The 19,381-nt window shown below is 34.5% G+C and carries 22 protein-coding genes; 14 read left to right on the forward strand and 8 right to left on the reverse strand.

Annotation, left to right across the window (positions count from 1 at the left end; translation table 11 throughout):
* The first annotated feature begins 13 nt into the window (after window positions 1-13).
* The 4 genes from soxL2 (at window position 14) to V6M85_RS08320 (ending at window position 4,220) form a co-directional block, all read left to right on the forward strand.
* Entirely contained in the window at window positions 14-991 is a 978-nt protein-coding gene (soxL2, locus tag V6M85_RS08305; protein WP_338604687.1) for a Rieske iron-sulfur protein SoxL2, read from the forward strand.
* A 131-nt stretch (window positions 992-1,122) separates the two neighbouring features.
* A complete protein-coding gene (locus V6M85_RS08310; RefSeq protein ID WP_338598683.1) occupies window positions 1,123-2,616 on the forward strand; it encodes a cytochrome bc complex cytochrome b subunit in 1,494 nt (497 codons plus the stop codon).
* Window positions 2,613-2,903 (forward strand): antibiotic biosynthesis monooxygenase, encoded by a 291-nt coding sequence (locus V6M85_RS08315; RefSeq protein ID WP_338598685.1) that lies wholly within the window; start codon window positions 2,613-2,615, stop codon window positions 2,901-2,903. The genes V6M85_RS08310 and V6M85_RS08315 overlap by 4 nt, the downstream gene beginning before the upstream one ends.
* A gap of 867 nt (window positions 2,904-3,770) precedes the next feature.
* On the forward strand, window positions 3,771-4,220 hold the full coding sequence (locus V6M85_RS08320; RefSeq protein WP_338598687.1) for a hypothetical protein: 450 nt from the start codon (window positions 3,771-3,773) through the stop codon (window positions 4,218-4,220).
* A 96-nt stretch (window positions 4,221-4,316) separates the two neighbouring features.
* On the opposite strand, the gene V6M85_RS08325 is transcribed toward V6M85_RS08320, so the two are convergent.
* Genes V6M85_RS08325 through V6M85_RS08335 form a run of 3 tightly spaced genes read right to left on the reverse strand, consistent with a single transcriptional unit; the run spans window position 4,317 to window position 5,778 of the window.
* Complete coding sequence (locus tag V6M85_RS08325; RefSeq protein WP_338598689.1) at window positions 4,317-4,811, reverse strand: hypothetical protein; 495 nt, start codon at window positions 4,809-4,811, stop codon at window positions 4,317-4,319.
* Between the two features lie 5 nt (window positions 4,812-4,816).
* Window positions 4,817-5,170 (reverse strand): hypothetical protein, encoded by a 354-nt coding sequence (locus V6M85_RS08330; protein WP_338598691.1) that lies wholly within the window; start codon window positions 5,168-5,170, stop codon window positions 4,817-4,819.
* 5 nt (window positions 5,171-5,175) lie between these two features.
* Complete coding sequence (locus V6M85_RS08335; RefSeq protein WP_338598692.1) at window positions 5,176-5,778, reverse strand: hypothetical protein; 603 nt, start codon at window positions 5,776-5,778, stop codon at window positions 5,176-5,178.
* A 444-nt stretch (window positions 5,779-6,222) separates the two neighbouring features.
* Between V6M85_RS08335 and V6M85_RS08340 the strand changes: the two genes are divergently transcribed.
* The gene (locus V6M85_RS08340; RefSeq protein ID WP_338598693.1) at window positions 6,223-6,477 is read left to right on the forward strand and encodes a hypothetical protein; all 255 of its coding nucleotides are present in this window, start codon (window positions 6,223-6,225) and stop codon (window positions 6,475-6,477) included.
* Window positions 6,478-6,554: 77 nt separating this feature from the next.
* Here the strand turns inward: V6M85_RS08340 and V6M85_RS08345 are convergent, their stop codons facing one another.
* On the reverse strand, window positions 6,555-6,854 hold the full coding sequence (locus V6M85_RS08345) for a DUF6955 family protein (protein ID WP_338598694.1): 300 nt from the start codon (window positions 6,852-6,854) through the stop codon (window positions 6,555-6,557).
* Entirely contained in the window at window positions 6,851-8,089 is a 1,239-nt protein-coding gene (gene sat, locus V6M85_RS08350; protein ID WP_338598696.1) for a sulfate adenylyltransferase, read from the reverse strand. Before sat ends, V6M85_RS08345 begins: the two co-directional genes overlap by 4 nt.
* Before the next feature lie 99 nt (window positions 8,090-8,188).
* On the opposite strand from sat, the gene V6M85_RS08355 reads away from it, so the two are divergent.
* From V6M85_RS08355 to V6M85_RS08380, 6 genes are all read left to right on the forward strand, one after another.
* Window positions 8,189-8,911 carry a phosphoadenylyl-sulfate reductase gene (locus V6M85_RS08355; protein WP_338598698.1) on the forward strand — a complete coding sequence of 241 codons (723 nt, stop codon included), beginning with the start codon at window positions 8,189-8,191 and terminating at the stop codon, window positions 8,909-8,911.
* Window positions 8,878-10,785, forward strand: coding sequence for a nitrite/sulfite reductase (locus tag V6M85_RS08360; RefSeq protein ID WP_338598700.1), 1,908 nt, complete (start codon window positions 8,878-8,880; stop codon window positions 10,783-10,785). The genes V6M85_RS08355 and V6M85_RS08360 overlap by 34 nt, the downstream gene beginning before the upstream one ends.
* A 1-nt stretch (window position 10,786) precedes the next feature.
* Window positions 10,787-11,476, forward strand: a complete 690-nt coding sequence (gene cobA / locus V6M85_RS08365; RefSeq protein ID WP_338604689.1) for a uroporphyrinogen-III C-methyltransferase — start codon at window positions 10,787-10,789, stop codon at window positions 11,474-11,476.
* A 119-nt stretch (window positions 11,477-11,595) separates the two neighbouring features.
* A complete protein-coding gene (locus V6M85_RS08370) occupies window positions 11,596-12,471 on the forward strand; it encodes a sulfurtransferase (RefSeq protein WP_338598702.1) in 876 nt (291 codons plus the stop codon).
* Entirely contained in the window at window positions 12,468-12,719 is a 252-nt protein-coding gene (locus V6M85_RS08375) for a hypothetical protein (protein WP_338598703.1), read from the forward strand. The genes V6M85_RS08370 and V6M85_RS08375 overlap by 4 nt, the downstream gene beginning before the upstream one ends.
* A gap of 68 nt (window positions 12,720-12,787) precedes the next feature.
* Window positions 12,788-13,894: an FAD/NAD(P)-binding oxidoreductase gene (locus V6M85_RS08380; RefSeq protein ID WP_338598704.1), complete on the forward strand. Its 1,107-nt coding sequence runs from the start codon at window positions 12,788-12,790 to the stop codon at window positions 13,892-13,894.
* Here V6M85_RS08380 and sdx read toward each other — a convergent pair.
* Complete coding sequence (sdx, locus tag V6M85_RS08385; protein ID WP_338598705.1) at window positions 13,891-14,220, reverse strand: sulredoxin; 330 nt, start codon at window positions 14,218-14,220, stop codon at window positions 13,891-13,893. The two genes, V6M85_RS08380 and sdx, sit on opposite strands and share 4 nt — an antisense overlap.
* A gap of 524 nt (window positions 14,221-14,744) precedes the next feature.
* Between sdx and V6M85_RS08390 the strand changes: the two genes are divergently transcribed.
* On the forward strand, window positions 14,745-16,430 hold the full coding sequence (locus tag V6M85_RS08390) for a thiamine pyrophosphate-binding protein (RefSeq protein ID WP_338598707.1): 1,686 nt from the start codon (window positions 14,745-14,747) through the stop codon (window positions 16,428-16,430).
* A 124-nt stretch (window positions 16,431-16,554) separates the two neighbouring features.
* On the opposite strand, the gene V6M85_RS08395 is transcribed toward V6M85_RS08390, so the two are convergent.
* On the reverse strand, window positions 16,555-17,298 hold the full coding sequence (locus tag V6M85_RS08395) for a MinD/ParA family ATP-binding protein (RefSeq protein WP_338598710.1): 744 nt from the start codon (window positions 17,296-17,298) through the stop codon (window positions 16,555-16,557).
* Between the two features lie 587 nt (window positions 17,299-17,885).
* Window positions 17,886-18,305: an STK_08120 family protein gene (locus V6M85_RS08400; protein WP_338598713.1), complete on the reverse strand. Its 420-nt coding sequence runs from the start codon at window positions 18,303-18,305 to the stop codon at window positions 17,886-17,888.
* A gap of 283 nt (window positions 18,306-18,588) precedes the next feature.
* Here V6M85_RS08400 and V6M85_RS08405 point away from each other — a divergent pair, with 283 nt between their 5' ends.
* Both V6M85_RS08405 and V6M85_RS08410 read left to right on the forward strand, forming a co-directional pair.
* Window positions 18,589-18,996 (forward strand): HEPN domain-containing protein, encoded by a 408-nt coding sequence (locus tag V6M85_RS08405; protein ID WP_338598716.1) that lies wholly within the window; start codon window positions 18,589-18,591, stop codon window positions 18,994-18,996.
* Window positions 18,974-19,333 carry a nucleotidyltransferase domain-containing protein gene (locus V6M85_RS08410; RefSeq protein WP_338598718.1) on the forward strand — a complete coding sequence of 120 codons (360 nt, stop codon included), beginning with the start codon at window positions 18,974-18,976 and terminating at the stop codon, window positions 19,331-19,333. Before V6M85_RS08405 ends, V6M85_RS08410 begins: the two co-directional genes overlap by 23 nt.
* The last annotated feature ends 48 nt before the right edge of the window (window positions 19,334-19,381 follow it).

A 19,381-nucleotide genomic window follows, 5' to 3' on the forward strand; every position in this document is an offset into this window, starting at 1 on the left:
TTTTTGTGATATAATGATAAAAATAAGACTAGGTAAGGAGGAAAAGGGCGTATTAAATTATTCTGATTTGCAGTTTATAAGGAAGCTTTTAGCTAAGATGAGAGATCCAAAGACTAGATTTGATACGGTTCAATTTATAGAAAAAGGTAGCGATTATTTATTTAATTATGTAAATAAGAACGTTGGAAGCGTTGATGAAAAGAGAAGAAGATTTCTTAAAGGGTTAATATTTGGAATAGCCGCAGCTGCAATAGCCGGGATAATCCCTGGAGTTGAGGTAGTAGTGCCTCCCAATGTTACTGCCGTATCTGGATTTCCTAAATCACTTCTAGTAGATGCTTCTGGTAATCCGATAAAGGCTTCAAGTCTTCCAGTTAATAGTCCATACATTGTTTTATTTGAATATCCTATGACAGGAGAACCTAACTTTTTACTAAACCTTGGAGATTCTTCTGGTAAACCAGTAGAAATACCACCTAGCAAGGTAGTTATACCACAAACTGGAGACACATACGATTTTCCTGGTGGAGTTGGACCTAATAAATCAATTGTAGCATATAGTGCGATTTGTCAACACTTAGGTTGTACGCCACCTTACATTCATTTCTATCCACCACAATATGTTAATCCTTCACAATTATCAGCCTCTGAACCAGATCAATTAACTGCACAAGCGCTATTGGCAGCAAAGCAAGCTAAAGTACCGGCATTAATTCATTGTGATTGTCACGGTTCTACGTATGATCCTTATCATGGAGCTGCAGTATTAACTGGACCCACGTTAAGACCATTGCCAGCAGTAATCTTAGAGTGGGATTCTAGTACTGACTACTTATATGCAACTGGTTCTGTAGGTGTTGGCGTATATCCGACGGGTTCTAATGGAACTCCGTCACAAAATCCAAAAAGTGATCTAGATAGTAGTTTTGGCTCTCCAGTTGGAAATAAAACTACAGTAAGTGAAGTGGAAGATCCATTCAGTGGAGGTTAAATTTTTGTTTTTATCTAACCTATTTTTATTACATTTTATAAATAACGAGACAAATACCTTATACTCTTTCCGTTTTCTTTAATATCAGTCCAACGCTAAATCCTTTTCTAATAAATTTCCAATTTAATTTTATGAGCGATAAGGTTTCAAGTTGGTTTAGAGAAAGACTGGGATTAGATGATTTACCATTCTTTAGAACGCCAGACTATATGTACAAGGTAAATTATTGGTTAGGAGCACTAGTAGCATCGGCATTCATATATACCGTTATATCTGGATTGATCCTATTATTATACTATAATCCAGATCAAGGCTATGAATCAACTATGTTTATCATACAAAGCGTACCTTATGGCTCAGTAGTATTGTATAGCCACCTCTATGGTGCTTATGCAATGATTATTTTAGCGTATGTTCACATGTTTAGGAACTATTTCGCTGGAGCTTATAAAAAACCCAGAGAGCTGTTATGGATTATTGGCGTGATAATGCTAGTGTTAACGTTAGGTACAGCTTTCTTAGGATATAGCTTAATAGGAGACGCATTGGCCACGAGTGCTGTAGATGTGGGCTCTGGTATAGTATCATCAATTCCAGGATTATCTGGATTCGTTCCTATTCTCTTCGGTAATTATGATGCTGGACAATATGGTAGAGTCCTAGCACTTCATATAATATTCGCTGCGTTGATAGGAGTGTTATTCGTCTTTCATTTCTTCTTAGCAGAACACTATGGAATGATGCCCTCAAGAAAGGAGAAATCAAAGGCTCCAGCAATTTATACAAAAGAGGAATGGATGAGATTTAATCCATGGTGGCCTAGAAACTTCGTTTATATGATATCTTTGGTGTTTTTAACTTGGGGCTTCATACTCTTAATACCAGATGCTCTAGCCTATCTACCTAGTTTGCCCCAGCAGTTGAATCCATTCCTAAATCCAAAACCTGCTCCTCCACCAAATTCTCCAGCAGCGGCTCATATAACGACTTATCCTCCATGGTTCTTCTTATTTCTATATAAGATAGCTGACTTTACGTCGAACGTACTGATATTTCTATTAATATCTTCAATAATTCCGTTGTTATATCTTATCCTAGTACCATTTCTAGATAGAAGCCCAGAGTTACATCCATTAAAGAGGAAAGTATTTACGGGAATTGGCATATTAATGCTGACATATTTAATTCAAAATACCATATGGGGAGATTTAACTCCAGGTGTTCCAATACCATTCAACCAACAAGTAATGGCGTTTTTACCTCCTGCTATTCTTATAGCGATAGGTATGTATGCATTACCATCACCTAAAGAAGATAAGAGTATGTCATCGAGCATACAGATTACGCAACAGGATAACACTGTAAAGATACTGGCTAATAATCCATCCAACATTCCATTTGCAAATGCTTCTGGTAAGGTTGAGGTAAAAAGTGAAGCTAAAAAAACGTTTGCCGAAATATTAATTTCAATACTTTTCATACTGTCAGTAGTTTTGGCTGCTCAATTATGGGTGATACCATCAACTGGTTTTGCTTCTAACCTATTCGGCATTGATTTAGGATTAATATTTATAATGTTGGGAGAGGCAATATCATTATATCACTATGTGGTGTACAAGAAATGATTAACGTCGGCTTTTATTATAAAGTCAAGAAGGGTTATGAGGAGGAATTTGAAAAGAAGTTTAAAGATGTAGTTGAGTATTTAAAGACATTCCCTGGCTTTAAGGATGCTAAACTATATAAGAATGTGGATAATCCCTCAGAATACTTAATTTATAGCGAATGGGAAGACTTGGACTCCTTTAGAAGGTTCACGGCAAGTATGGCTTATAAAGAGACCATTAAATACGGTAAGTCAATAATTGAAGATAGGCCTAAACATAAAATTTTCCAAGAAGTAAACATGTAGTCTCGGAATTTTTAAATTTTTAAGTTATATATTTATGTTAATATCGGTTTCTAATATAAAACTTAATTTTAAAGAATACGATTATCCTGGAATCTTTCATCCTCCTTATATAAATCAAATCTTGATATCGTGATTTTTCTGTACTGTTAAGTTATGAGTTTAAGTTTGCAATCTCACACTCTCACTATTTTGATTTTAACACCATTAAGGAACAGTCTTTCTTCATAGTTCCTACATTAATCAGCTTTCTTCATTTTCTTTAACTTTATTGTATATAGAAGGGGGTTTATTTGCAAGAATGATTAAAGAGAAAATTCTTAGCAGAGGATATAGAAATGGAGGAATATATAAAGTTTGTAAAATATATGGAAGCATAAATGAATTGAATGCAGAGAATTGCGATATCTGTGGTTCTAAAAATTTGTCAATTTGTAATTTATTTTGGCTGGATTAGAAGAGTTTTAAGTTAAAGCTATTATCTGTTTCCGTTATAAACCGTGATTTTTAACATACTTTATAAGAACGTAAATACAACTTATTGTTCAAAGATTAATGATTAAACTATTCTTATTTTTTATATATTATATTATTACTTAGTTAGCATATAAGCTGAAACAAATTAGGAGATTTTTATTTATATAGAGTAAGTTAAAAATTCTTAATTAATTTTGAAAACTCATATAGGCTATTTTTCATTGATAAATAAACCTCTAAAACAAAATAACTATGAATGCTTAATCGTTAAAACCGAAGTCTACTTATATAGAATATAATTTAAAAATCTCTATTTTTATGTGAAAGAAGAAGGCTATAGGGGTTCACAGCAAAGTTTATAAGTATATATTATAAAAATAAATTTGATGATATATGAAAGTAACCATTGGTGAAGTAATTGCACTAGTAATAATTTTAACTGCACTATCAGCAGGATTTCTATCAGCAACACCTACAACTTCCTCACATACCTTAACTATTATCCCTACATCAGCTATTACTAAGTTTCTTGGAGGATCGTGGAGTCTAAATTATTCTTATGTAGGTACTGGATACAATGCTAAGCTAATATTTCTACAAAGTTATAAGAATTCACAAGTAGTATACGAAACTCTTACTGATCCAGCTGGAGACGAATTAATAATATTATACGTATACCCTTCATCACATGGTGTAACTAGTGTTTACTCTACTGGGTATGTTGTCCTTTATAGTGCGTATAAAGGAAATGCTTATGTAATGATAAACTATGTAGGCAATACAACTGCTGTAAGTGTGTCTCAAATAGAAAGTCTAGCTAACTATATAATATCAACTGAATAACTTTAGGAGTTAGGGGGCGGAAGTCCTCATCCGTAGAGGCAGAGTAGTTCGCTATGTCAAATTATTTTTGCGAGGGGTAAATAAGTGGTTTAAGTTTTAGGAGGGGGATTTCATAAAAGTTAGAATTGAGGCTATCATGTAAAATATATCTCCTATTCTATGTAGAGGAAAAGATAAGATTAGACCAAAGAGAAAAATTACTGAAATTATGACAAGCCATTTATTTTTCCAAAGGGAATATAACCTGATTCCACCTACTACTAAGGCAGTTAAGATTCCTATATCAACAAATAATGCCCCAATTAGAACTAACGTTATTCCCAATAAATGAACGGCGGAAATAGATGATGTAGGTATCCCTATTATTATCCCCATATATCCAAGTAACATTAAATATGAGCCTGCATAAGGTATTTTAAACTCAATTCGTGATGTAAAGTTCTTAAACTCTTTTCTCAAGAAGAACGATGCTATTAACCCTAGAATAATGGAAAAAATAGAAACTAACATGTTCGAGATTAGTGTTAAATTTATGATAGAGAGTAAAGAATAAAATGAGAAAAGAATTGAAAAAATCTTTAATGGTCTCATGTCTTTTACCTTTGACAAACTCTCATAAAGCAATATAAATAGCCTACTAACATTGATGTTAAGGCTAAGGAAACTTCAAAACCGTAGAGCATTATCCTGGTGAAGTTATCGTTACTGGTAAGTAAATAACTAAGGCCAGAAAGTCCAGCTACTGCAATAGCAGATATGTTGCCCAGAGCGACAAACTTCGGAAAAATCAATCCAGTATTTTTAGCTAAGTAATAAAGGTAAACCCCAAATCCCCCTGTTATTATAGCGAAAATTATATGAAGTACTAGTACTTCTTCTGACATTGAAGCTCTAATCAGGCTGTTATCTATTAGCGCTCTGATCAAGCCTAAGGAGAACGTGATGAACATTACAATTAGTCCGTAGATTGAATATTTGTAGATCTGCTGGGGATTCGTACTTTTTTCACCTCTTCTTCCTTATAATTTACCTTATTTGAGATTGGGATTTCTCCTAGTTTAAGTTTCAATGAAACAGAATACTGAATAATAATCTCTTTAATACTTTCCAGAATCCTATACCAAGCTATATTTGGAATATCACTTCTTATTTGAATCCCTAATTCATATGCTATTTGCTTCAGAGCAGGTACACATGATGAAAGAAGCGTACAGCTATTACATATGTATGTTGATTGGTCATCTGCGTCGAAAAATATCATCTGTTTTTTACTTGATATGTAGAGAATTCCATCTTCTAAAAGTACTGTATTATTTTTAGTCTCATAAGGTAAAACAGCTTTAAAGGAAACAGCGTTATCTAAGAGTAGATTCATTTTCCTTAACTTATCTACAATAAAATAAAAATAGCTCTTGCTTATTTCTTCTCCCCTTTTATCAGTACTAAGAACTCTTAAGTAAATATCATCTTTAAGTTTCCTAAAGATGTCACGTCTTAATAGTACAATATCATTAGATATGATAGGTCTTGTAACCTCAATAATCCTCAAAAAACACATAAATATAAATTCTGAACGTTAAGTAATAAAGTCTTTTCATGCGTTTTCGTAAACTTAGTATTGATGAATATTATTTAATTGGTCAATGTTTAACACAGAAGCTCTATATAAAATTAGTGAGTATCCTGTCTAATTACTTTTTACTTTCTCATTACATATTTTACCTAGTTGTTTATGACTCAAACTATCGATAATATGAATTATTTTGGTATTATGAATACCAAAAGACGTAAAAATAGTGACAAGTTGGAAACTTTAATAATAAGTATTTAACATAATGGATGGGTTGATTATTTAGCTAATTAACTACTAAAGAAAAATATCTAGTAAATAATATATATATATATCATTAAAAATCTTTGGAGAGAAGAATTAAAGATCTATGTTTCAGTATTAAAGAATTTAACATTAATGGGGGGTTAAGGGGGTGGAAGTCCCCATCCGTTGAATAGCCCCCTTATAGAAAAAGTTTTCATATGTAAGGAAAATATTTTTATTAAGCCCTATAAGGCTGTAAGAGCTGGTAGGGCTGATGAGGGTTGGGACTGCCTGCTGAGGGGGAACCTCTGCTATACGTTTATGCGTATAGTATTTTTCCCAGAGAAGCAGGAAATCCTCATCGCGAAGTGGGGATGCTTCGTCCGTAAGGCCAGAGTAGTTCACTCCCAAATATCCCCTATCTTTAGAGACGTTAAGTGATTATAACACTGAATGAATAATTATAGACATAAAACACGTTTTTAATCTAATAAGTTCTTATTTCTCACTCTCACTTATTATCTTAAACGCTTAAATGTCTCTAAAGCTTCTAATAATGCTTCTTTAGGATCTTTTCTTTTTTCTATTATTACTTTAAGAATCTCATTTTTGAAATGTTTGGGTAATAATTCAATAGAGTTAGTAGTAGACGTATCTACTTTTACATTGGGGAACAACTTCACAATTTCATTTACAGTATTTTCCTCAACCTCTATCTCTATCCTTTTCATTCCTCCAAGAACATCTTTAGCGTAATTGAGACCTAATTCCTCTAATTTCTTACTTATTTCTTCACTAAGCCAAATATATATCTTCATATCCTTTCCTCACCCAATTCAAATATTTTCTGTCTTTTCTCTAAGTACTCCTCAGTAACAAAGGGACTTCCGAACCCATATTCCTTAGCTGTCTTCATTAAAACGTCATATACTTCTGGTCTCATCACCATCTTAGTGGGTTTTACCTCATCTAATATAACGCTTCTCAATAAACTTCCGCTGAACTCTTGTTTTTCATCCTTATGATCACAGAGGATTTCGTTTTCTATACTTCCACATTTAGGACAATAATAGTTTTCTCTCAAAAAAATAGGTTTAATTAGAAGATCTTTTTCATCTATATTATCGAATATCTTATGTGCTTCATATGGAGAATAATAGTTTCCAACTCCAGCATGATCCCTACCAAAGACGTGATGTGTACAGCCTAAATTACTTCTAATTATTGCGTGAAGAACAGCTTCTCTAGGTCCAGCATACCTCATATCCCATAAGGTAAATGAAAGGAGATGTACTTTTTTACTTATATAACCATATCTGGATAAGGCGTCATGAGTTAAGAGTATAGCCTCATCAATATAATCGCCTACTCTTTTCTCACCTATTACCACATTGACTAAGATTCCAGTTCTAGGTTCGTCGACTTTTTCATTTTCGTTTGCAGCAAACCACGCGTATTTCATCAAATATTCATGACCAGTATGAGGCACATTTCTGGTTTGGAATGCCACTATTTTCTTCCAACCCTTCTTTTCGAAAACCTCTCTATGCATTCTTGGAGTTAACCAAAAATCAGAATATGGGATATTGAACCTAAGTTTATTAACTAGCCAAATATCTCCAGCTAAGAATCTATCTGCGTAATTTAACGTTCTCTTCACCCCTGGGTGCTTAATGTCTTTCGTCTTATACACTTTTTCAGCAATTTTTACCTTGTCGTAGGTGAAGATTTCTTTAATCTCCATAACTGCTAAAGGCTTTCCCAAATAAGTTATTCCTATTATGTCACCTTCTTTAACATCTATTTTGTGAGCTAAGTCAAATACGATAGGAATTGGCCACAGTATATCATTTGGTAACCTCATTTCATTTACAACTGAGTCAACCTCATTATAGGTCATAAAACCCTTTAACGGTGAGAGAAAGCCATAGGCTATACTTATTATTTCATGTGCTAATTGTCTCTTTACCTCAATTTTTTGTAACTCTCTAAATTCCTTAAATTCCTTAACTCTTTCAATTATTTCAACTCTTCCATGACCTAATAGGTTCACAGGTTACTTTCATTAAGGGGAAGCTTATATATTTAGCTATTTGTGCAAATTTTGCACATATCGAAACACTAAAGTATTAATCTTTATACAGTTATTCTGATGCTAGGCAAAGAGGAGCTAAAGGCTCTAAATGATTATTTTGAGGAGAAGGAGCCATTAGAAGTATTAAAGTGGGGAGTTGAGAAGTTTTATCCTAAAATAGTTCTAGCTTGTAGCTTACAAGCAGAGGATATAGTGATATTGGATATGCTAAGTAGGGTAGTGGAAAAACCAAAGGTTTTCATAATAGATACCGGTAGGCTACATCAAGAAAGTTATGATCTTATAGAAGAAATAACCAAGAAATATAATGCGGATGTTAGGTTATATTTCCCAGATTATAAGGACGTCGAAGATATGGTTAATAAATACGGAATTAATCTATTTTATAAAAGTGTAGAATTTAGGAAAATGTGTTGCGAAATAAGGAAAGTTAGACCTCTTAAGAGAGCATTGGAAGGGATGGAAGCTTGGATAACCGGATTAAGAAGGGAGCAAAACTTTACAAGAGGAGGTATTAAGAAAATTGAGCTAGATGAGGTAAATGGTGGAATAATAAAACTAAACCCATTAGCAGATTGGACATGGGAGCAAGTTTGGGATTACATAAAGAAGAATAATGTGCCTTACAATAAACTTTACGATAAGGGATATAAGAGCATAGGCTGTGTACCTTGTACTAGACCCGTTAAACCGTGGGAACATCCACGAGCAGGTAGATGGTGGTGGGAACAAAATAGCGATAAGGAGTGTGGTCTCCATTACAGAAAAGAGGTGAAGTAGGCATTCCAATAGAGCCGATTTTTAGGACGGATCCAAAAGATTATAGTGAGGAAGAGAAAGCAAAGCTAAAAGTTAAAGGTCTAAAAGAAGACTCCATAGGCATTTATACTTCTTTTCGCGATTTATCCCATGACGATTTAGAAAAAGAAGTATCATTAATAGCTAAAAGTTTCGGTATATATTTAGAATTTAATAGAGATAAAATGAAATTAACCAACGTTAAAGATTGGATCTACATGATTAGAGTTCCAATTCCTGGAGGTGGGCCAATAAGACCGAATCAATGGAGAATATTAGACGACATTTCTAATAAGTACACAATCTCAGATGCTTATACTGGTTATCCTTTGCCCTCTCTAAAACTGACTACTAGGCAGGCAGTTCAATTTCATCATGTAAAGAAGAAGGATCTAGTTAACGTTATTAGGGAAATAGCTCAATCTGGTTTTTTGACTCTTAATGGGTGTGGAGATAACGTAAGGAACACGATAGCGTGCCCACTCTCTAAGTACTACATATTCGATTCCAACAGCTTAGCGATAAAAATAGCTAATTACTTTAGGTTGCCCACAGAACTTTTCATTCAAGTTTTTGAAATTCCAGTAACTGAAAATATACCAAGTGAGAAGTCTTTTGAATATGCTGATAATTTGCTACCTAGGAAGTTTAAAATAGGAATAGCAGGTGTAGTAAGAACTACTGATGGGAAGTATGTTATTGATAATTGTGTTGAGATACGCGCAAATGATATAGGTGTAGTTCCAATAATAGAGGAAGACAAGGTAGTAGGCTACCAAATATACGTTGGTGGATCAATGGGTGAGAATAATTCCTACCCTACGTTTTCAGCCTTTGGACTCCCGCTTGGAACTGTGGGCAGTGAAGATGAGTTAATTAAGGTATTAGATTCTCTAGTTAAAATACAACAAGAATGGGGAGATAGGAGAAATAGACATTGGGCTAGATTTAAATACGTAGTTTATAAGATGGGGTTGAATTGGCTTAGGGAAAGAGTAAAAGAATACTCTGGGATCTCATTGGGGAAAGTAAGGGAAGTTGATCTAGGATGGAGAGATCTACACTTAGGATGGATAGAATTAGGTAGTAAATGGGCTTATGGAATTTTTGTTGAAAACGGGAGATTAATTGATGGTAAGAACGGTAAGATAAAGAGCATGATAAGGTACATAGTCGACAACTTCGATAATGTGAGGCTATATATAACTCCAAATCAACATTTACTGATCACTGAAATAGAAGAAGAACAAAAGGAGCAAATAGAGAAGATATTAAGGGAGTTTAACTATGGAGTCAGGGATGGTAAACCGTACACTAGGTTAAGAGTTAATTCCACAGCGTGTGTAGGTTTTCCAACATGTAAGTTGTCATTTACGGATTCTGAAAGATTTCTACCGAAATTAATTGATGAACTTGAAAGAAGGGGATGGAGTGATATTCCAGTATCAATAGGTATCTCTGGATGCGTTGCACAGTGCTCGAGGCCAGCTACTCATCCAATAAGTTGGGTGGGTAGTGGATATGAACTTTACATGTTAAAGATTGGTGGAGGTAAGGATTCTCTAGGAGAGCCATTGATAGATTGGGAAGAGAACGTCATTTATCTCTATCAAGTACCCGCAAACAGATTAGTAGATGTGACTGAAGCGTTATTTGAGTTGTATGAGAAAAATAAGAATTTGGGCGAAAGTGCAGAATATGTATTTAGGAAACTTGGAAATAAGAAAATAATTGAGTGGTTAAAGAGTAACGAGAAAACCAAAGATCTAATGAAGCCACATAAGTTCGATAAGAAAATAGAGGGATATAGGGAATATCATGAATTGTTAAGTAAACGATTAGAGGAGGTGGCTTAGTATAGGTAAAGTGGTATTAGTAGGAGCTGGTCCGGGTGATCCAGAGCTAATAACGTTAAAGGGGATCAAATATTTGCAAGGTGCTGATGTTATAATATATGATAAGCTAGTACCTAGGGAGTTAATTAATTACGCTAAACCATCATGCATTGTGAGATATCTCATAAGTGATGATATGGAGATTGATCTACTAAGGAAATACGCGTCAGAATATAAACTGGTAGTTAGGCTAAAAAACGGAGATCCTTATGTTTTTGGTCGAGGAGGCAACATTTGTTACGAGTTATCTAAGGATGGCATAGAATGTGAAATAGTACCGGGCGTTTCGTCTGTTAACTCAGTTCCAGCTTACTCTGGTATACCGCTAACCTTCAGCGGAATTTCGGATATGATAACAGTTGTAAGTGGAGTTACACAAGGAGGAAAACTCTTTGATTTTCAAAAAATTCCAGATTATGGGACGTTAGTAGTTTTAATGGGCAGTAAAAGAATGGAAGAGATAAGCAAAGGATTGATGATTAGGAGAGACCCCTCAGAGGAAGTTGCAATAATAGAGAGGGGTACATATCCAGATCAAAAGGTTCACATAACTAGCTTAAAGGAATTACACAAATTTAATCTGACTTCCCCTTCAATGCTAGTCGTAGGAAAGGTGGTTAGGTTAAGAGAGTTATTATGGAAATTATCCTAAAAAATAGGTATAGAAAACATCCTATTCTTATTTTTAAACTTTTCGTTTAGTGCCAATTTTGCACAATTCAATAGATATATAAATCTCGTTAAAGAAGAAATATATTAGGGGTTGTAAAAATGAGCCAACAACAACAAGTTGTGGTAGATAATAAGTGGTTAATAAACCACTTAAAGGATCCGAACATAAGGATTGTTGAAGTAGATTACGATCCAAACACCGCGTACAATGTGTGGCATATTCCGGGAGCAGTCTTAATAAGATGGAGGGAAGATCTAAGGCATCCTGTACTGAGAGATTTCATAGAGCCTAATCAGTTCGAAAAGTTAATGGAGAATAAGGGGATAAATAATAATACGATAGTGGTATTATATGGGGATTACAATAATTGGTTTGCAGTTTATGCTTTCTGGCTGTTTAAGGCTTATGGTCATGATGATGTAAGAATATTAAATGGTGGAAGAACAAAATGGGCGAAGGAAAATTTACCTACAGAACAAGGACCTACAGAGCCACAATATCCTAAAGGCAATTATAAGGTTAAGAAGGTTGATTGGGGAAGCCATAGAGCTTTCTTCTGGGAACTTCTTCAAAAAGTGACTAAAGGCGAAGTTGGAAAAACTACAATATTAGTCGATGTCAGATCACCTAAGGAATACACTGGTGAGATAAGGGCTCCGCCAGAGTACGCAGATGAACAAACGCAAGTAGGAGGACATATACCTGGAGCAATTAGTTTTCCATGGTCACAAGCAGTTAATCCAGAGACTGGAGAGTTTAGATCCATAGAAGAGTTGAGGAGGATAGTTGAGAGTGCTGGTATATCTCCAGATAAGGAAGTGATAACGTATTGCAGAATCGGTGAGAGAGCCTCGCATACATGGTTCGTATTAAAGTACTTACTGGGATACCCTGCAGTCAGAGTTTACGACGGCTCTTGGGCAGAATGGGGAAATATTGTTGGAGCTCCAGTTAAGAAAGGATCTGAGCCATGAAAATCATAGAGAGGGTAAAACTCGATAGAGTAGAATCTTGTGGTTCGAGGAGTCCGTTAACCATAATGTTAAGTGCAATTAAGAAGATTAAGGATTGCGATGAAGGTGTGGAAATTCTAATGAATGACTACGATTGGCTATTAAGTCTAAGATATATTCTTCAAATGAATGACGTAAAGATGAAGATTGAAGAAAAGGGTAAGGAGGAAGACTTTTTAAAAATAGAAGTATCGAGGGATTGTTCATAAATTTAATATTTTTTATATAAATTTTATCTTCCACTAAGTTTAAATTCTACTATTAACAGTATTTACTTATGAAACGCTTAGTGATTGTAGGAGGAGGGAACGCTGGTACTTTAATTTCAAATTTACTGGCTGGAAAATTAGATATCACAGTGATTGAGCCAAACGAGTATCATATCTATCAACCTGGCTTAGTTGATTACATAATAGGTGATGTGGGAGAAGATAAGATAAAAATGCCCACCAGATCAGTGCTAAAACAGTCTATAAAGTGGGTTAAATCAAAGGCAACTAAAATAATCCCGGAAGATAGGGCAGTGATAACTGAAGATGGACAGAGGTATGAAGGTGACTACTTAATAATAGCCACAGGTGGTCAAAACAAGTCAATATTTAACTTGAGGGGTTACCATACTTTAGATGAGGTAAGGGCTATAAGAGAAGAAGTCCTAAATCCTAAAGGGAAGAATTTCGTAATTGGGTCTCTTCCTGGTATAATAAAATGTCCTGCCGCGCCTTGGGAATTGTCTTTCTTGATAAAGAGGAAATACCCAGATGCTAACGTTAATGTAATAATTCCAGCTAAGCAACCGCCACCACTTCAAGTTCCCATGTCAAACATGTTTAATAAAAAAGCCAGTGAGCTAGGTATAAAGGTTTATAAGGGCTTTGTGATAAATGAGGTAAATCATAATGAGAGGTATATAGTATCGACAGAAGGGGAGAAGGTGAAATTTGATCACTTAATAATAGATACACCGATATTCACTAGCTTTACGGAATTGGCTGACAAATCTGGGTTAATACCAGTTGATAAAGATACGTTAATACATAAAGATGGCGTATTCGTAGTTGGCGATGTAAACAATACTCCGACACCTAAAACTGGTGCAGCAGCTCACTTTCAAGCAGAAGTTGTTGTAAATAATATTTTATATGAGATAGAGGGAAACAGAAGCAAAGAGAAATATGACGGTACTGCGATGTGTGCAGTATATTCTGGTATAGGCGAAGGAATGCTAGTCTGGTTAAATTACGAGAAGAGCAAAGCATTAGGCCCCATATCGCTTTATTATCATATGAAAAAAATGTTTACTAATTTGTATTGGGCTAGCCTAAACGGTTCCATAGATGTTGTACTAAGGCCAATGGTTGCGTCTATAAGAAAAATAGTTTAGACGTCTACTTCTATCCACCCGTTATTGTCCCTTATTTGATAAGTCTTTAGCCCCAGTTTCTCCTTTGGTGCATCTGGCGCGACATAAGGTGGTTCTAACATTTGACCCGTCTTTAAGTCAAATAGAGCTAAATGACAATAACATCTTACGGTTAGTTTTTCTTCATCCAATTTTCCTAATATACATCTAGCATGCGTGCACACAGCATCCATAGCGTAAAGGGTTCCATTAATGTTTGCAATGAATATTACTTTATCATCTACCTTAACTGCCGCACTTTTAGCTTTTTCCAAGGCTTTTGCGGAAATGGTTCTCTTCCAGACCATATCTATATAAGAGAAGTTGATCTTATATTCCTTAATTTGATAAGGTTTAAAATTACTTTACCAGTTAATGATAGAGCTTAAACCTTAACAATAAATGTATATTTTTATAATATGAGATTAAATATAAATAACAAATAATTGTAAAACTAAATTTGTTTCATTCTTAAACATTAACTTAACCTTATTATAGCTCTCATGAGAACTCGTTTTGATGAATTAGTTAAATTTATCAGAGTAGATTCTCACCGAAAACGCATTCATTCGATTTTAATGAGTAATGATTTAGGCGTAATAGAATTATATAAGAAGGTAGGGTAAAAGTAATCTAGAAATTTCATAAAAAGAGTGTGTACCCTTAAAGATAATAAGATTCCTTATATCAGAACTTACTCGGCACTTAACTGATTACTAAGAATTTAATAATTCGTCTTAGTAGTTTTCACTGGATTAGTTAACGTATCAACTCAATTGAAACCTATTCCGATTGAATAAAGCTTTTTAGAACTTACAACAAGTAATATTCCATGAAGACATCAAAGCTCCTATTATCTTTCTTAAAGGAGTATGAGGTAAAACATGTTTTCGGCTTGCCAGGAGAAACTTCGTTATCACTATATGAAGAGTTTAAAGGTGAAATTCAACATATATTAACTAGAGACGAGAGAAATGCCGTTTACATGGCAGATGCCTATGCTAAACTAACCTTTAAACCCGGAGTAGTTGAAGGACCCAGCGTTGGTTCTGTATACATGATACCTGGAGTAGTTGAGGCCCATAAGTCCTCAACGCCTTTAATAATCATAACAACAGATACTATGCTATATGGAGAGAAATTAAATTACTTAACGGCATTGGATCAAACTTCCATATTTAAACCAATAACTAAGGAGTCGATAACTGTAACTAAGCCAGAGGAATTAGCTCATGCTATTAGGAGAGCATTTAGACTAGCTACAACCGGAAAGCCGGGACCAGTTCACGTAAGAATTCCCTCTGACGTTTTAGAAGGTGAAATAGAGAAAGACAAAATAACAATGTTAAAAGCACAAAAGGAGTTTTCCAGATATCCCGCCTATAGACCTATCCCAGATAGTCAAACTATAGATATGGTTACAGATCTCATTTTGAAGAGTGATTTCCCGGTACTAATTTGCGGTCAAGGAGCATTATATTCAATGGCGTGGGATGAAGTTTTAGAATTGGCTGAACTTTTAGGAATACCAGTTGGTACTACTATAACTGGAAAGGGATGTATCCCAGAAACAAATCCTCTTTCAATAGGTGTTATAGGTGGGAGAGGGGGAACTAGTTTTTCTAATGGCATAGTGGAAAATGCGGATTTGGTGATATTAGTAGGGAGTAATACCGACTCAGCTAACACTGATAAGTGGAATATACCACCTAGGAATAAAAAGATAATTCACATTGATATAAGCGAAGCTGAAATTGGAAATAACTATGATAGTGTGAATGTATTGGGCGATGCTAAAGCGACGTTGAGGTTAATTATCGATAATATAAGGAGAAGGGGATTACCAGCGAGAAAGAACATCTTCTTAGATAGAAGTAAATTTGAGGAAAAAATTAGAGAAATCAGCGAGGAGAAAAGAGAGGTAGTTAATCCTCTAAAATTCATTAGAGAACTTTGGAGCTTAACTCCAGACGATTCGGTATTAATAGCGGATCCTGGAATAGGTGCAATTTACACTTCAGCCTTCTATAAGGCCAAGAGAGCTGGAAGGTACTTCATCTTCAATTACGGTTTAGGTGGATTAGGATATGCTATCCCAGCTTCAGTAGGGGCCTACTTCGCTAGGCCTAATAGTTTGATAGTCTCCTTAACTGGCGATGGTAGTTTTGGATTTTCAGCAGGAGAGTTGGAAACAATAAAAAGAGTTAACGCAAACGTGGTTATAATACTATTCAATAACGGCGGGTACGGCTGGATAAGAGCGGAAATGAGTATAAATTACGGAGATGTAGTAGGGACTAATTTCTCCAGTCCAGATTATGTTAAAATAGCAGAGGGATTTGGATTGTCAGCGTATAGAATAGCTAAAGATGAGGAAATAGTAGAAACGTTAAGGAGTGCAATTAAAAATACTCCGTCACTGGTAGAAGTGATTGTGGAACCAGAGGACAAATTCGTTCCACCAGTTACTCACTGGGTTAGGTCCATAAAGACAAAAGATACTAAAGTAGTATACTAACCGGGGAGGGTGTTTGTAAACTATCTTAAGTAAATTTATGTAGTTCTCTATATATCAAAGTATTCTGTGAAAGCGATATTGATTACAAAGGATAGACAAACCCTCGCACTATGCTTCAATTCACTTATTTATTTAGATACGATTCCACTATTCTTCCTATGCGTATAAAGTCCTCATAGTTTCCTAAGTTCTTATATTGTAAATACTCTTCTTTAAATGGTATCAATAACACCTCACAATCTATTTCTCCCCTCAATTTAGAAGCTATCTCGCCTAACTTTTTCTGAGCCTCAGGCTCTTGTGGTACCATATTAATTACAAAAGCCAACGGCTTAAACGCAATTTCAGTTCTTAACCTAGTAAAATAGCTAATAGCTGAAGTTATATTTTCCATTTCAGCACTAGTAACCCCTATTCCACTTATGACATATTCACTAAAGTTATTCACAAACAATTCATATTCATCATACACAATGGGATCCTTTAAACTAAATACTACTCCATAATCCACTATAATTACGTCGTAATTTCTTCTTACCACGTCAAGATATGCTGACCTTATCTTCTCTTCACCTTTGAATTTAGCAATATCGTAAAATGTCTTTTCAGTATTAGGCTCTCCATATATCTTGAAAATAGTTAAATTGTCATTTACCTTATACTCATACTCCTCTTTACCTAAATCATCCGCTATAGCCTTGTGAAATCCCTTTCCATTAAAACCTAAAATTAGGGAACCCATTGACAGAAAATCCTTGTCAATGTAAAGAACTTTATACTTCTTTGAAAGGTAAAATGCCGTATGCAACGCTATGGTTGTTTTTCCAATACCTCCTTTAAGACCTATAATCCCTATCCTTAGTTTCATAATAATGATTTATCTTACTCAACAATATAAGCTTATTTTCAGTAAGTTATATATAAATTTACCATATAACTACAAACCTTTAGTATATACCTAGCTCAATGTTAATTATATGCGTAATATCTGAATAAACACCTATCAACATAGCTTAAAGCGGTTATTTAAGAAAACAGTTGTATTTTACTATCTCAGACAACAGTCTCAAATTCCCCCAAAACAGTGAGTCAAGCTTACGTAAGCCTCTTCTACCTTCCTCTTTATATTGTAGCTATTGGCTTTCCTTCAACCCTAGCAATCACGCTCATCCCATTTGTGCATTCCTTTAATACTCTTTCCTTTTCCTCCTTACCCGTTTGCATTTGCCATAAAATGTTGAGTTTTACGTTTAGTTTTCATGCTATAAGAACATTATTTAGAATTTCATTATTCACTCATTTTTTTACTCTAAAGCATATCTAATAAGAACAATACTTAATGACACTCACCTTAGATAGATTTTCTATATCATAATCTGTTCTTTACGAAATTACTTTTAAAAATCTCTCTTACATTCTCCACTCTTATTTGAGAGTATCGTAACATATGATTCCTCAAATCTTCCTCTTTATTCTCTCTAGCCTTATTAGCTCATTTGCATTGCTTTTAAACTCTTTTACTTTCCCCTTTATTATCCTTCCGTTCAGAGTTTCTGCTGGAATGTTTAGGGAAATGTCTATCTTTATAACATTCTTGTTAAAGTCTATTCTGATTTTCCCACCTTTATCTGGTCCATATCCTGCAACATTAATGACATATGTTATAGAATTCAAAGAGGTAAATATTTTTCCATGTATCAAGAAAGTCCCTCTTCCAAAAAGTATTGACATTGGAATTTCAGCTTTAAAGTCGTTCCCATTAACTTCAACGTTTAAAGCACCCAATAAATTAGGTAAGAGAAATTGTGGATCAGCAAATATCACAGATAGTCTCTCATCATAATCTTCGCCATATATTTCTATCTTATCTTGCATATTCTTCTATATATAACTGTCTATATAAACTTTTTTGCTAACTTAACACAAATTGACAATACTCTAATTATTCCTGCTTTGTGGGGCATCTGTGAACTATCTCTAGATTGGTACGTTCTTTTTTAACTGTGAAGAGAATATGAAAGAGTAACGTAGAGCTTGAAAACCCCACAAAGCACTTTTAAATAGAAAGAAAATGTAAGTAAGAAAAGAAGTCCGTAAGGTAGAAAATATAATCTGAGACACTACATATTTCTCTGTGAGTGGTTATAAAGTACGAATAATGAAAAAGACTGCTTTACAATTTTTAAGGGATGGAAAAAGGGACTTAGAAGAAGGAGCATATAACAATGCAATTTTCTATGCTGAGGAAGCTGTTCAACTTTATATTAAGACTGTGCTACTAGAGCTCTTTGCTACTGAAATTAGGTCTCATGACATACGCTCCCTACTTTCTTCCCTTTCATTAAACCTAGAGGAAAGTGGCTATTCAAGATTTTCCCAAGAGATTAGGGATTTAGCAAGAAGTTATAGGGATGCGTTGACTGACCTTGAAAATGCATATATTAATAGTAGATGCGGCGGGATAGAATACAATAAGGAACAAGTAGAAGAGTTAATTAAAATTGCTGAAAAGGTTATTAATAAACTAGAGGAGATAAGCAAAAATGTCAAACTGGGTAAAGAATAAATTCAAGCACTTATCTAGATGGAGAGAATACGCTGAAATAATACTACGCTCAGCTAAGGAATTCAATAATCACGTTAAGGTTTACGTTTTTGGAGGAGTTGCCGAAGATAGAATAACAGTTCTAAGTGACATCGATATATTAATACTTTTCCCAGGGAAGTTAACAGATAAGGAAATAATAGAACTTAGAAGAAAAATATTTTTGAATGCTGTAGATAAATACGGTTTACCTTTCGATGCCCCAGTTGAACTTCACGTTGTTGATGATGAAAGGGCTAAGGAATATTTTAGAATAGCTAAAAAGATGATTTTAATTGCAAATAATCTAGACTTATGACTGGATTGTGGGATAATTTTTTAGCGTTCATCTCTATCTTGATGAAGA

This window comes from Sulfolobus tengchongensis (assembly GCF_036967215.1).
Classification (GTDB): Archaea; Thermoproteota; Thermoprotei_A; order Sulfolobales; family Sulfolobaceae; genus Saccharolobus; species Saccharolobus tengchongensis_A.

Bases quoted from the DNA above. Each gene is read 5' to 3' on its own strand.
- soxL2 (WP_338604687.1), top strand. From the start codon at position 14: ATGATAAAAATAAGACTAGGTAAGGAGGAAAAGGGCGTATTAAATTAT.
- V6M85_RS08375 (WP_338598703.1), top strand. From the start codon at position 12,468: ATGAAAATCATAGAGAGGGTAAAACTCGATAGAGTAGAATCTTGTGGT.
- V6M85_RS08400 (WP_338598713.1), bottom strand. From the start codon at position 18,305: ATGCAAGATAAGATAGAAATATATGGCGAAGATTATGATGAGAGACTA.
- sdx (WP_338598705.1), bottom strand. From the start codon at position 14,220: ATGGTCTGGAAGAGAACCATTTCCGCAAAAGCCTTGGAAAAAGCTAAA.
- V6M85_RS08405 (WP_338598716.1), top strand. From the start codon at position 18,589: ATGAAAAAGACTGCTTTACAATTTTTAAGGGATGGAAAAAGGGACTTA.
- V6M85_RS08370 (WP_338598702.1), top strand. From the start codon at position 11,596: ATGAGCCAACAACAACAAGTTGTGGTAGATAATAAGTGGTTAATAAAC.
- V6M85_RS08330 (WP_338598691.1), bottom strand. From the start codon at position 5,170: ATGTTCATCACGTTCTCCTTAGGCTTGATCAGAGCGCTAATAGATAAC.
- V6M85_RS08380 (WP_338598704.1), top strand. From the start codon at position 12,788: ATGAAACGCTTAGTGATTGTAGGAGGAGGGAACGCTGGTACTTTAATT.
- V6M85_RS08315 (WP_338598685.1), top strand. From the start codon at position 2,613: ATGATTAACGTCGGCTTTTATTATAAAGTCAAGAAGGGTTATGAGGAG.
- V6M85_RS08345 (WP_338598694.1), bottom strand. From the start codon at position 6,854: ATGAAGATATATATTTGGCTTAGTGAAGAAATAAGTAAGAAATTAGAG.
- V6M85_RS08320 (WP_338598687.1), top strand. From the start codon at position 3,771: ATGAAAGTAACCATTGGTGAAGTAATTGCACTAGTAATAATTTTAACT.
- V6M85_RS08390 (WP_338598707.1), top strand. From the start codon at position 14,745: ATGAAGACATCAAAGCTCCTATTATCTTTCTTAAAGGAGTATGAGGTA.
- V6M85_RS08355 (WP_338598698.1), top strand. From the start codon at position 8,189: ATGCTAGGCAAAGAGGAGCTAAAGGCTCTAAATGATTATTTTGAGGAG.
- V6M85_RS08310 (WP_338598683.1), top strand. From the start codon at position 1,123: ATGAGCGATAAGGTTTCAAGTTGGTTTAGAGAAAGACTGGGATTAGAT.
- V6M85_RS08325 (WP_338598689.1), bottom strand. From the start codon at position 4,811: ATGAGACCATTAAAGATTTTTTCAATTCTTTTCTCATTTTATTCTTTA.
- V6M85_RS08410 (WP_338598718.1), top strand. From the start codon at position 18,974: ATGTCAAACTGGGTAAAGAATAAATTCAAGCACTTATCTAGATGGAGA.
- V6M85_RS08335 (WP_338598692.1), bottom strand. From the start codon at position 5,778: ATGTGTTTTTTGAGGATTATTGAGGTTACAAGACCTATCATATCTAAT.
- V6M85_RS08395 (WP_338598710.1), bottom strand. From the start codon at position 17,298: ATGAAACTAAGGATAGGGATTATAGGTCTTAAAGGAGGTATTGGAAAA.